This window comes from Beduini massiliensis, from assembly GCF_000829905.1.
Classification (GTDB): domain Bacteria; phylum Bacillota_I; class Bacilli_A; order Erysipelotrichales; family Coprobacillaceae; genus Beduini; species Beduini massiliensis.
Genome location: NZ_CDPP01000004.1, coordinates 207,427 through 220,900, shown reverse-complemented (window position 1 = coordinate 220,900; position 13,474 = coordinate 207,427). Strand labels below are relative to the sequence as shown.

The window sequence follows — 13,474 nt, the reverse complement described above, 5'->3', positions numbered from 1 at the left end:
AAAGAAAAGAGAGTATTTTTATGAAAAGGATTGAATATATAATAAAAGGCATAAAGATCACCAGACGAGTTTTGTCGATATTTGTTGCCCTAATAAAAAGAAAAATGGTAAAATAAAGATAAGAAAAGGGAGGGATGGACATGGAGATTATGGATATGCTGACAAGCAATCTGCCGGTCATTATTGGCATTATTGTTTTCGTTTTAGTCGTGGTTATCGTAGTTACAGGGTATGTGAAGGCTTCTCCGGATACGGCTTACATTATTTCCGGGTTAAGAAAACAACCTAAAGTATTAATTGGGAAAGCGGGGATCAAAATACCTTTCTTAGAAAAGAAAGATGAATTGAATTTACAGTTAATCCCGATTGATGTTAAAACATCAAATGCGGTACCAACAGCGGATTATATCAACATTAATGTAGATGCAGCTGTTAATATTAAAATCAGCGATGATCCGGATCGTTTAAATCTGGCGGCTCAGAACTTTTTAAATAAACCGGTGGAATATATCGCCAATGTTGCAAGAGAAGTATTGGAAGGGAACATGCGTGAAATCGTAGGACGTATGAACCTTGAAGAAATGGTATCCGATCGTCAAAAGTTTGCAGAGCTGGTCAAAGAAAATGCAGAACCTGATTTAGCGAAAATGGGATTAGATATTGTCTCTTTTAATGTTCAGAATTTTGTAGATGGAAATGGGGTAATTGAGAACTTAGGGGTTGACAATATCGTTAAGATTCAAAAGAATGCCGCTATTTCCCGTGCTGTCAGTGAAAGAGATATTGCTCAGGCACAGGCGAAAGCTTCTCAGGAAGCCAATGACGCAAAGGTTGATGCCGAAACAAAGATTGCTGAACGTAATAATGAATTAGCAATCAAACAAGCGGAATTGAAAAAGATTGCCGATGCAAAGCAAGCCGAAGCTGATGCAGCTTATAGAATTCAAGAAGAACAATCTCGTAAATCCATTGAAGTAGCAACTGCGGATGCCAATATCATGAAGCAGGAAAAAGAGATTGAATTAAAACGTAAAGAAGTAGAAGTCAAAGAACAAAGCTTGGATGCGGAGATCAGAAAACAGGCGGAAGCGGAAAAGTTTGCTTCACAACAAAAAGCTGATGCGGAACTGTATAAACGTCAAAAAGATGCAGAAGCCAAACTCTTTGAAAAACAAAGAGAAGCCGAAGCTAAGAAAGCCGATGCTGAAGCGGTGAAGTATCAAATGGAGCAGGAAGCTGCCGGGATTGCCGCAAAAGGGGAAGCTGAAGCAAAAGCAATTGAAGCAAAAGGGGTTGCAGAAGCAGAAGCTTTGAATAAAAAAGCAGAGGCCATGAAGAAATATGGAGAAGCAGCAGTGATGGAAATGTACTTCAATATGCTGCCTAAAGCAGTGGAAGCCGCCGCTAAACCATTAGAAAAAGTAGATAAGATTACGATGTATGGTGAAGGAAACAGTGCAAAACTCGTATCAGATATCGTAAAAACAGCGACTCAAGTCAGCGAAGGAATGAATGAATCGATTGGAATTGATTTGAAAAGTGCCATTGTAGGCTTTTTAGGTGGAAAAATGACAGATCAAGGAAACGATGACGATAAGTAATGAAGAGAAGTTCATAGAGTAATCTGTGAACTTTTTTAGTTTAGAACGAAAATTCATTTTAAAAGTTATCTCTTTCTAACAAAATGACTTGACAACCGGACGATGTTAGAATATACTAACATTAGTAAAAAAAAGAAAGAAGATGAAGATGATGCCTTTGAGTATGGTGAAAATTGGGGAACCCAACGTTATTTGTAAGATTGGCGGTAAAGAGGAGACGCGCCGTTTTTTAGAAAATCTTGGTTTCGTACCGGGGGGAACAGTGATGGTTGTTTCCGAAATAGGTGGAAATATGATCGTTAATGTCAAAGATTCAAGAGTTGCTATCGGTAAGGATATGGCAAATAAAATCATGGTTAGATAGGGGGATTTACATGAGAACATTAAAAGAAATCAAGTGCGGTGACACTGTAAAAGTGATAAGGCTGGAAGGTGAAGGACCGGTTAAGCGACGTATCATGGATATGGGAATAACCAAAGGTGTTGAGATTTTTGTAAGAAAAGTAGCACCCTTAGGTGATCCGGTAGAAGTGACTGTACGTGGTTATGAATTATCATTACGTAAGGCAGATGCTTCCATGATTATCGTGGAATAATTTTTTTGAGATAAAAGTTAGGAATAACTAACATAGTGGGAGGAAATAGAATGATTAAAATTGCTTTAGCCGGGAATCCCAATTGCGGGAAAACAACATTATTTAATGCTTTAACGGGATCTAATCAGTTTGTTGGAAACTGGCCGGGGGTTACCGTAGAGAAAAAAGAAGGAAAATTAAAAGGACATAAAGATGCCGTAATCATGGACTTACCGGGGATTTATTCACTTTCCCCTTATACATTGGAAGAAGTAGTAGCAAGAAATTACTTAATCAATGAAAAACCGGATGTTATTTTAAACATTATAGATGGAACAAATATTGAAAGAAACTTATATTTATCGACGCAATTAATGGAATTAGGGATACCTGTTATTATTGCTGTCAACATGATGGATATTGTAAAAAAATCCGGAGATCAGATCTATATTGATCGTTTGAGTGAAAAATTAGGATGTGAAGTCGTAGAAATTTCAGCTTTAAAAGGGGAGGGAATCAAAGAAGCAGCAGATCGTGCTGTTTGGTTAGCACAGCAGAATAAAAAAACACCGGCTGTTCATCATTTTCAAAGTGAAGTGGAAACGATCTTAAATCGCATTGAAGATAAATTAGGAAGTCAGATTCCTAATGAACAAAAACGATTCTTTGCAATCAAATTATTAGAAAAAGATGATAAGATAGTGACGTTGATGAATGTTGTTCCCAATGTTGAAGATGAAATCAAAGAGATCGAAGACATGATGGATGATGATACGGAAAGTATTATCACAAATGAACGTTATCTTTATATATCATCGATAATTGATGAATGCTGTAAGAAAAACAGTAAAGGGAAACTCACCGTTTCCGATAGGATCGATCACGTTGTCACGAATCGCTTCTTAGCACTGCCAATCTTTGCCTTAGTTATGATCCTAGTCTATGTTGTTTCGGTGACAACGGTAGGAGGCTGGGCTACGGATTGGGCGAATGATGGTGTCTTTGGTGATGGGTGGCATCTCTTTAGTATCGGCACCACCGATTATGAAAATGCTGTCGAAGAATATGATCGAGCAGAACAAATTCTAGTTGCTTTTGATGAAGGGGAAGATGTTGCTCAAATCATGGATGAAGAGGAAAATGTAACGGAAACAGTGACACTTAACGATTCGGTTGTTTCTAAAGCAAATGAAATTGCAGAAGCCGGAGAGCCGGATCCCTCTGAATTTGGTGTCTGGGTGCCGGGTATTCCGGGAATTCTTGAATCAGGATTAGATGCATTGAATTGTGCAGATTGGCTTAAAGGCTTGATTTTAGATGGTATTGTTGCCGGCGTAGGGGCAGTTCTGGGGTTTGTTCCGCAGATGTTAGTTTTATTCTTATTCTTAGCGTTCTTGGAAGCCTGTGGTTATATGGCACGTGTTGCTTTCATTATGGATAGAATTTTTAGAAAATTTGGATTATCTGGAAAATCATTTATTCCCATGCTGATTGGAACAGGCTGTGGTGTTCCGGGGATTATGGCTTCAAGAACCATTGAAAATGATCGTGATCGAAAAATGACAATCATGACCACTACATTCATTCCGTGCAGTGCTAAATTACCCATTATTGCTTTAATTTCAGGAGCTTTATTCCATGGTGCGTGGTGGGTAGCTCCAAGTGCTTATTTTGTCGGAATTGCGGCGATTATCTGTTCAGGAATTATGCTTAAAAAAACAAAGATGTTTGCCGGTGATCCTGCTCCGTTTGTTATGGAATTGCCTGCTTACCATATGCCCACTGTGAGCAATGTTTTAAGAAGTATGTGGGAACGTGGATGGTCATTTATTAAGAAAGCAGGAACGATCATCTTATTATCCACTATCTTTGTTTGGTTTACTTCATACTTTGGCTGGATTGACGGACAGTTCAGAATGCTCGATGCAATGGAATTAGATCATAGTATCTTGGCTTCAATCGGAAATGCGATTGCGTGGATTTTTACACCGTTAGGTTGGGGAGACTGGAAATCCGCTGTAGCCGCTATTACCGGATTAGTGGCTAAAGAAAATGTTGTGGGTACATTTGGTATCTTATTTGGTTTCTCGGAAGTAGCTGAAAACGGAACTGAAATTTGGACTATGTTAGCAGCCAGTATGACTGCTGCCGCCGCTTACTCCTTCTTAGTCTTTAACTTGTTATGTGCTCCATGCTTTGCGGCTATGGGGGCTATTAAACGAGAAATGAACAACGCAAAATGGTTTTGGTTTGCAGTGGGATATCAGACTGTATTAGCCTATGCTGTAGCATTGTGTGTCTATCAGTTTGCCACTTTCTTTACTACCGGGGCATTTGGTATTGGAACGATGATTGCGTTAGTGATTACGGCAGGCTTCTTATTCTTGCTGTGCAGACCTTATAAAGAGAGTCAGCGGTTAAATGTAAGCAGTGTAATGAGTTCTAAATAATCCATTTAGAAAGGAGAACGATAATGGGAACTTTATTAGTAGGGTCAATCGTGGTCTTGGTTGTTGTCATGATCATTCGTAATATGATAAAAGATAAAAAAGCCGGGAAATCCATTCAATGCAGTTGTGGCTGTGGACACTGCCCGAGTCAGTGCCATCACGAATAAAACAATCGCGATTTTCTATGTTTATTTAATTAAGAATATCTTTGGTATAACAATGAAAAAATGAGTATGCATTTAAGTATACTCATTTTTTATATATCCTGTATTTGTTTTGGTTGATCACTTAATAACTCATTAGCTAAATATAATCAGCGGTTGAGTTAAAGCCAATTTAATTGTTGAGTGAAGGTGATTTTTGTATGGCCTTTTTTTATTTTACCAATCTTATAGCAAGGATAGTATTGCTGTATATGATGTTGGACTTTTTGAACTCGATGCGGCGGTACTACCACATTGAAGCCGACACCGCAGTTAAATGTATTCAGCATCTCTTCGTCACTGATATTTCCGTGAGTTTTAATAAACTTAAAAATAGGCAGTAATTGAATTTTTGATAAATCGATTTCAGCGGTGAAGCCATCAGGAATAATACGTGAGAGATTGCCTTCGATGCCGCCACCGGTAATATGTGCCATACCATGCAGACAGTCTTGTGCAAACAAATCCTTTAAAGCTTTGTAGTAGGGCGTATGAGGCTTCATGATTTGTTCGATAAAAGTGATTCCGTCGATTTTATCTAATTTGATCTGCGGCATTTGATCCATCATTAAACGTACTAAGGAATAGCCGTTGGTATGGAGTCCATTTGAAGCAATGGCTAAAACAATATCCTCCTCTTCAATCGCCCTTCCATCACAAATCTTTTGCTTTTCCACAATGCCGGCAATGCTGGAAGTTAAGACATAAACGCCTTGATTTAACACTTGTGGCTGGATAGAGGTTTCACCGCCAACCAATGAACATTCGTTTTCTTTACAAGCATCTGAAATTCCTTTTACTAATGCATTGATAGTATCTTTTTGTGCGTTTGCACAGACAATGGTATCAAGGACAGCTAAAGGTTTTGCTCCCATCACGATGATGTCGTTTACTAAATGATTGATCATGTCATGGCAGATCGATTCACTATATCCATATTCCATCGCTAATTTCTGTTTTGATCCGGGTTCTTCGGATTTTAAGACAAGGACCGGCTCTTTAATATTGGGGTAGTGAATATCATATAGAGAAGCAAATGGACCTAAACCATTTAAAACACGCTGATCTTTTGTTTCTAAGTGCTTTGCCATCTCTTTTTTGATAGTATCCGTATACGTGATATCAATCCCGGCTTTACTATAAGAAAGTCCTTCTTTAACTTTCTCATTACCGATAAGAATTTCATCCACAGTGACATTCAGTGCTGTGGCAAGTTCATATAATGATTCAATATTGGGATAAGTCGATCCATTTTCCCATTTCGATACAGCTTGAAAAGAAATATTTAAACGATCAGCTAATTGTTGCTGTGTCAAGCCTAACCCTTTTCTCTTTTCTGCAATAAAACGTCCTACTTTGATGCTGTCTAACATATGTTTTCCTCCTTGCTTTCTATCTTGATTATAATTGGTAAAGTAAAACAAGTACAATAACGCTCTATTAGAATTTAATGGCTTAATTCAACTGTAGATAGAATAAAACAAGACTCCCAAAGAGCCTTGTTTTATTTTGCCCGACGCAAAAACTCGAAAAAAGCAAAGATGATAGAGATGATTGTCAATACGGAAACAATAAGTTGAGACATATTGGTGGCATATTCAGCCAGTTCGGGAACGATTGCACCTAGAACTAAAAAGTAGATACACCAGATTAACCCTAGAATCAGAAAGAGGAAAGTAAGATATTTCATGATGTTGGCTATGATTTTTATCATATGCCCGGTCGCCGCTATTTGTCGCTCACTGTAAGTCTTTTTTAATACTAATCGCCAACTTCCGATTAAAAAACCGACAATGATGCCCAGTGAAATACCTACACAAATATTATAAAAGAAATCCATACTCTATTCTCCTTTTTCAAAAATCCGATCAATTTGACGAAGACAGCTATGAGTGCTGATTTCTGTTGGAATCATGCCAATATCAACCAATCTTTCTCTTGCGTATTGATCAATGATATTTCGATGCTGATTCATCACTGCTGTAACCATGTTGGAAGCGGAATAACTAAGACTGACATATTCATATTTTTTCATTCGCTGATCTCCTTTATTCTTTTATTTCATTCTAACATGGCATTTGTTATTGAATCAACATACAAATATTTAAGAATGAGAGTGTTGCGTCAACAAAAATGTCTATTTTTAAACAAATATGATATAATAACTAATAACAGATACGTGAAGGAGAGATATGATGTACAGTTTTAATAAAACCTTTCCAACAGGCCTATTCAATATCTTCAATTCTTCTAATCCAAATAGAGATTATTACTTTAGATCAATACTTGCTTTATTTGAGGATTATATTAATACAGGAGAGTATTTAATTCGTCAGCGTGCTACCTATGTGATTAGTCAAGAGTTAAACCAAGATCTTTATAGTTTTAATGATGAAGTAGTATCAACAGATATAAGTGAAACGGTGGAGAAACAAAAGGCTACTGCAATTTTAAACGGTTTAGTAAATTCTAAGTGGTTAGATACAGAAATACAACTAGATGTGACGTACTATTTATTTCCAAATTATTCTTATGAAATTATAGAGGCAATTTATAAAATAGTAAATCCAGACGAGGATGAAACTATTAATTATGTTTATAGTATTTATTCAAGTTTGAAACAAATAAATAATAACGAAACAATCCGAAATCAGTTTAGATATCTTGAAATTGCATCAAAGAATGCGGAATCACTTAGTAATCGTTTATCGATTGCGACAAATTTAATCAAAGAATATTTTGGAATGCTACAAGAATTAACACGTCCTGAGGATTTGTTAAATCAACATTTTAATGATTTTATTGATAATGTAGTTAAACCTTATTATCATCGTTTAAAAACAGAGGATAATGTTTATCGTTATAAAAATGATATTTTAACTATTGCAAATAAATTATTAGATGATCATGATTATCAGGATAAATTATGTAAAATTGCCTTACAAAAAACTAAAATTAAAACACCTGCTGATGCTAAAGAGTATGTTTACAAATTAATCACTAAATTAATAAAGATTATTGTTAATTTGGATAAAAAAATTGATTTACTTGAAGAAAAACAAAATCAATATGTTCATACAACTTTACAAAAAATAGATTATTTACAAAAACAGGATAGAGATTTAGTTAGTAATCTGAGCCAAATGTTAATGAAAATGACAGAGGAAAAAACTAGGTATCAAGATATATCAGAAAGAATAAAATTAACATCACATCCAACTTTCAATCAACAAAGTTTATATATGAATAAAAAAGCAAAAAGAAAATTTTGTCCACAGGCGGTTCTAATTGCACAACCATCACCAAGTAAACCAAGAAAAAAAAAAAAATATTCTAAAAAGCAAGTTTTAAATTTTGTAAATATGTTATTAAGTAGTGGAATAGAAGAATCTAATGCTATTGAGATTATAAATGATGAAACTTATTTTTTTATTGTAATGACTTATTACTATGGTGTTTTAGGGAATGATATGTATGCTATAGAATTTGATGGAGTATCAGAGTATTCAAATCGAAATTATAAAATACCACAATTTAAAATTATAAAAAAGGAGAAGTAAATGGAAGCGTTAATAGCATATGAAACTTTTTTAGATCAAGATAAAGAAGAATTTTCACGTTGTGTTCGACTATTATTAAATCAAACATTTATTTTAGAAACAAAATTTAATAAAAATAAAAACATGATGGAAAATACAAAAGAATATTACTTTATAGATAAACACTTCATGTTGTTTGAACAGTATTTTTTTATGATGGGGTATGAGCTTGAGCGCTACGATAAAGAAGGAATTTTATATTTAAAAACAAATGGACGTCAAATAGTTCACTTAAAAGAGGATATAACAAAGATGTTACTTATTATTAAATTATTATATGAAGAGAAAATAAGATCTATTACATTAGATTCAACTGTGTATATTAGTTTTTTTGAAATAAAACAAAAAGTTGATGTCTTTAAACTGTTTGATAAAGCATTATCACCAAATGCTTTATCAAATATATTCAAAGAATTATCTAAATATCAATTGATTGAATACATAATTCAAGGTTCTGATGAAGGTAAAATTATTGTATATCCTAGTATTCGATATATTCTTATCAATAAGGATATAACGGAAATATTATCCAGATGGAAAGGAGAAGAAGCTAATGAAGATATTAAAGAGAGTCCAATTAGTTAATTGGAGTTATATCAGCTATCGTTTATTAAGTTTTTCTGAACATGTTAACTTTTTTACTGGGCCCTCAGGGAGCGGTAAATCAACTGTGTTAGATGCACTTCAAGTAGTTTTATTAGGAGATACAAACGGTAAAAGAATTTTTAATAAAGCAGCCAAAAAAGAATCAAATCGAGAGTTGATTGAATATTTGCGAGGAATGCAAACAGAAAATACTGAAAAACAATATTTGCGAAACCAAGATTTTGTTTCACAAATTGTATTAGAATTTGAAGATGATATCAGCCATATTGTTTTTTGCTTAGGTATTGTTTTTGATGTTAAAGTAAATAATCCAAATGAAGCAGAAGAGGAACATCATTTTTTCTTTTATAATCATCCATTGTCTGATCATTATTTCTGTACCCAAAATGATGAGATGAGGTATCCTTGGTCAATTCGTGATTTTATACATGAATCAAAAATTGATAAAAAACTAATTATTTATCCAAATAAAAAACAATATCAAGATGCTTTTTTATCTCGGCACATGGGTGAATTAAATTATAAATATTTTGATTTATTTAAAAAGGCTATAGCCTTTAATGTAGATATGGGAATTGACCAGTTTATTCGGCAATTTGTTTGTCAAGAAGATCATATTAATTTAGATAAAATGTTAAATTCATTTAGAGATTATAATAAAATGTTAAGAATTATTAAAACAACAAAAGAAGAAAAAGTTTTACTTGAAAAAATAGAAAATAGTTATTATGAATATAAACAAGCTGAATATCAAATTTCTAAGTATAAATATTATTTAAATCGAATTGAGATAGCTTTAATAAGACAAAAATATCATAACAAGTTATATTCCAAGGAAGAATGTTATAAGAAAATTCAAATAATTGAACATGATATTGAAGAAATAGAAAAGAGAAAAATAGTAGCTAATTCACAATTGGAACGCTTGAATGCTGATTATGCAAAAACAGGTGTAGATAATAAAATAAAAGGAATTGATTTAAAGATAGCAGAATTAGACAATCAAAAACTTTCTATTCGTAATGAGGCCTATGAATATGAAAATTTTTATGATAAAATGAAAAATTTATATGATTTTAAATTATTAAATCAAAATTTAAATCACTATTTAAAAACATTTGTAGAAAAAAATTTTATGATAGAAAATTATAATGATTTTATAAATGAACTAAAAAATGAGATAGCAAAGCATCTAGCCGATTTGGATAACTTAGAACTATCAATAAAAAAAATTATAGATGAAAGAAATGAAATGGCGGATCAATTAACCCAATTAACATCTGGTAAGAAAACATATGATGCTGTTCTTATAAAATTAAAAGACGAATTAGAGACATTATATTTTAACTGTTATCATGAAAATTTAGAAAGTTCTTTTTTGGCAGATTTAATAGATATTAATGATCAAAATTGGAGAAATGCAGTTGAAGGGTACATGAATAAACAAAAAACTTATTTAGTTGTTTCTCCAGAGATTTATGATAAGGTGGAAAAGTGTTATAAAAAATTTAAACATAATAAAAAATATAGGTTGAGTATCATAAATACAAAAAAGATGCAAAATAAAAATTATAAGATTTCTCCTAATTCATTATCTGAGTGTATTACTAGTGAATATCATTATGTAAAAAACTATATTAATTATTTATTAGGAGATGTTATAAAGTGTGATGCTGTTGAAAAACTAAAGAATTTTCAAACCGCGATCACTTCTGATTGTCATTTGTATTCTGGATACGTGCTGTCCTATATTAATCCATTTTATTATACGCATAATGCGCTAATAGGAACCCGCTCTATGCAAATTCGTATTGATACTTTAGATTCGGAAATTAAAAATAAGGATAAAATCATATCAGATATGATAGAAACTAAAAAAGGACTAATTGGAACACAAATTAAGAATTTGCAGATTAATTATCCAAAAATAGATATTTTAAATTATCAAGATTTAGATAAGCAGATTAAAAATATTAATTATCAAATAAATCAAGAAAAAGAGTATAAAGTTAAAATTACTCAAGAACAGGAAATTGATTATGAAACATTAATTTATAGTCAAAAAAATAAAATTAAAGATATAGAAAATGACATGATAAAGCAAAGAGAACAAAAAAATAAAAAAGAATTTGAGCTTGAAGGTCTTCAATGTGATTTGAATATTTTAAAAGATCAAATAGATGAATTAAAATCTGATATTAAGGATAATATTTACTTAAATGATTTTGAACTATTTATAAAAGAAAATAAAGATTATGTAAAGGCAAAATTATTAGTAAATGATAGTATAAAGCAGTTGGAAAATAACCTTCCTCATTTAAGCACACTTTATAAACAAGCTAAAGATAATTATCATAATAAATTTATAAACTCTACTTTTGATCGATATAAAGATAACAATGATGAATATAATGAACGTTTACAAGAAATTATTATGGCAAGATTACCGGAATATGAAGAACAGGCAACTGAAAGAAGAAATCAAACAAATATTGAATTCAAACAAGATTTTCTCTATAAAATAGCTAATAGAATGGAAGAAGCGAAAAATAGTATACATGAAATTAACAAAGATATAGAGAGTATCTCTTTCGGAAAGGATACATACAAGTTCACTGCAAGAAAGCCGACAAAGCCACCGTTTAGTGATTTTTATGACATGCTTATGGATCCAGGTTTCAAAAACAGAGAAAATGTGTTTGGACTTGATTTTGATGAAAAATATTCAAAAATGTTATCTTATATGCAGATAACGTTAGAAATTTTGAATGATCCACAATCTATTGATTATAAGAGGAGAAAAGATGAGCTGGATAAATTAGGCGACTATCGAAATTATTTTGAATTTAGTATGATTGGGCGAAATGAAAATGGAATAGAGGAAGATTTAAATAAAACACAAAATAAAAATAGCGGTGGCGAATCACAAAACCCATTATATTTAGCTTTATTAACAGCTTTTTACCAAGTGTTTAGAATGAAACATAGAGATCGAGAACGGCACTTACCATTGAAATTAATTATTCTTGATGAAGCTTTTAACAAAATGGATGGTAATAAAGTGAAGTCAAGTATTGAGTTAATTCATAAACTGGGATTACAAGCTATTATTGCAGCTCCGGATTATCATTTGGAAAATTATGTTGAAGTAGTTGAAAAAGTATTTGAATTTGAAAGTGAAAATAAACAAAATATTAAAATTGCTGAGTTTGAAAGAGGAGATCCTTTATGGGAAAGTCTATCCGAGTAGAACTTTATGACGAAATAATACGTCATTATCAGAAATCGCAAAATTTAAAGACAGGTCATAGTAGTTGGAAAACTTTATCTATAAGAGATAGTAAAAATAAAACCTTAACTGATCTTGATCAAAAACACTTATTGCTTCAAGAATGTATCAAGTTAGAAAAAATGGGATATTTAAAGATAAAATGGTTAGAGCGAAACAATATTATTGATAATATACAGTATCATATTGACTTTATGTCATATTACTATGAACAAGGCACATTAAAAGATAATTCTTTACATAATAAAGAGTGCCTAAAATTAATTAAGAAAAATATTAGTATGGTAAAACAAGATTGGATTAGATTAGCTTTAGAACAATTCTATCACGCCCAAACAAATTTGGTTAAAATAGATAAAAATAAGGTGACTAATATACTTATAGCTTTATTAAAAATTGATGAGATGATGAATATGGGAAAAGACAAAGCGATGCGTGTTTTTTCAAAAGAATGCTATAATGATTCAAAGTTTTTTGAAAAAGAAGTCAAATCTACGATTGTTTCATATATTAAAAAATATTATTTAGATGAGTACTCGGCATTTGATGAATCACAAATATTAAATTCAGTGGGAATTAATAAAGGGACACTAGAACTTATTTTTAAAGGAGCTATTATTATCGAATTACAAGGCGAAAAAATCGATTTATCGTTTTTTGAAGATGGTATACCTATTTTAAATAGAACTTTAAAAAAAATAACTAAGACTATTATGAAAGATAGTATAAAAAGAGTAATTTCAATTGAAAATAAAACAAATTTTTTAGAAGCAACATATGATGAATCCATTTTATATATTTATACGCATGGATTTCCTACTCACATTGAATTATCATTTATTAATACAATATTGAGCGATAATCCAGATGTTGAAATGTACCACTTTAGTGATATAGATTTAGGCGGTTTTAAAATATTTGAGTATCTACAACGAAATTTAAATTGTAGTTTGATACCTAAACAAATGGCAATAGAACAATTGATAGAATATTACGACTATTGTGAATCTATTGATGAAAACTACATAAAAAAATTGAAAAAGTTGGATATTCCAGTTTTTAAAGATGTTATTGAATACATGATTAAAAATAAAGTGAGATTGGAACAAGAAGCTTTATTAATCGAAAATGTATCTAAATAAAAAGACTAA

Annotated in this window: 12 protein-coding genes; 9 read left to right on the top strand and 3 right to left on the bottom strand. The window is 31.9% G+C overall.

Translation table 11 applies throughout. The annotated features are described in order from the left end of the window. The first annotated feature begins 140 nt into the window (after nt 1-140). From BN1225_RS04885 to BN1225_RS04865, 5 genes are all read left to right on the top strand, one after another. Entirely contained in the window at nt 141-1,601 is a 1,461-nt protein-coding gene (locus BN1225_RS04885; RefSeq protein ID WP_443984282.1) for a flotillin family protein, read from the top strand. Between the two features lie 163 nt (nt 1,602-1,764). After that, nucleotides 1,765-1,965: a FeoA family protein gene (locus BN1225_RS04880; RefSeq protein ID WP_317621627.1), complete on the top strand. Its 201-nt coding sequence runs from the start codon at nt 1,765-1,767 to the stop codon at nt 1,963-1,965. A gap of 10 nt (nt 1,966-1,975) precedes the next feature. Further along, nucleotides 1,976-2,197, top strand: coding sequence for a FeoA family protein (locus BN1225_RS04875; protein WP_041138679.1), 222 nt, complete (start codon nt 1,976-1,978; stop codon nt 2,195-2,197). Between the two features lie 50 nt (nt 2,198-2,247). Then, the gene (feoB, locus tag BN1225_RS04870) at nt 2,248-4,626 is read left to right on the top strand and encodes a ferrous iron transport protein B (protein WP_041138678.1); all 2,379 of its coding nucleotides are present in this window, start codon (nt 2,248-2,250) and stop codon (nt 4,624-4,626) included. A 23-nt stretch (nt 4,627-4,649) separates the two neighbouring features. Continuing rightward, nucleotides 4,650-4,793: a FeoB-associated Cys-rich membrane protein gene (locus BN1225_RS04865; protein WP_041138677.1), complete on the top strand. Its 144-nt coding sequence runs from the start codon at nt 4,650-4,652 to the stop codon at nt 4,791-4,793. Nucleotides 4,794-4,951: 158 nt separating this feature from the next. On the opposite strand, the gene purM is transcribed toward BN1225_RS04865, so the two are convergent. The 3 genes from purM to BN1225_RS04850 form a co-directional block, all read right to left on the bottom strand. Then, the gene (gene purM, locus BN1225_RS04860) at nt 4,952-6,202 is read right to left on the bottom strand and encodes a phosphoribosylformylglycinamidine cyclo-ligase (RefSeq protein ID WP_041138676.1); all 1,251 of its coding nucleotides are present in this window, start codon (nt 6,200-6,202) and stop codon (nt 4,952-4,954) included. A 131-nt stretch (nt 6,203-6,333) separates the two neighbouring features. Further along, nucleotides 6,334-6,669, bottom strand: coding sequence for a hypothetical protein (locus BN1225_RS14840; RefSeq protein WP_041138675.1), 336 nt, complete (start codon nt 6,667-6,669; stop codon nt 6,334-6,336). Nucleotides 6,670-6,672: 3 nt separating this feature from the next. Continuing rightward, nucleotides 6,673-6,864: a hypothetical protein gene (locus BN1225_RS04850; RefSeq protein ID WP_041138674.1), complete on the bottom strand. Its 192-nt coding sequence runs from the start codon at nt 6,862-6,864 to the stop codon at nt 6,673-6,675. A gap of 160 nt (nt 6,865-7,024) precedes the next feature. Between BN1225_RS04850 and BN1225_RS04845 the strand changes: the two genes are divergently transcribed. From BN1225_RS04845 to BN1225_RS04830, 4 genes are read left to right on the top strand one after another with little or no spacing between them, the layout of a single operon-like run. Then, complete coding sequence (locus BN1225_RS04845) at nt 7,025-8,389, top strand: Wadjet anti-phage system protein JetA family protein (protein ID WP_041138673.1); 1,365 nt, start codon at nt 7,025-7,027, stop codon at nt 8,387-8,389. After that, nucleotides 8,390-9,013, top strand: coding sequence for a DUF4194 domain-containing protein (locus tag BN1225_RS04840; protein ID WP_041138672.1), 624 nt, complete (start codon nt 8,390-8,392; stop codon nt 9,011-9,013). It abuts the gene before it with no gap. Further along, the gene (locus BN1225_RS04835; protein ID WP_041138671.1) at nt 8,982-12,284 is read left to right on the top strand and encodes an SbcC/MukB-like Walker B domain-containing protein; all 3,303 of its coding nucleotides are present in this window, start codon (nt 8,982-8,984) and stop codon (nt 12,282-12,284) included. Before BN1225_RS04840 ends, BN1225_RS04835 begins: the two co-directional genes overlap by 32 nt. Next, nucleotides 12,263-13,465 carry a Wadjet anti-phage system protein JetD domain-containing protein gene (locus BN1225_RS04830; RefSeq protein WP_041138670.1) on the top strand — a complete coding sequence of 401 codons (1,203 nt, stop codon included), beginning with the start codon at nt 12,263-12,265 and terminating at the stop codon, nt 13,463-13,465. The genes BN1225_RS04835 and BN1225_RS04830 overlap by 22 nt, the downstream gene beginning before the upstream one ends. Nucleotides 13,466-13,474: the final 9 nt, after the last annotated feature.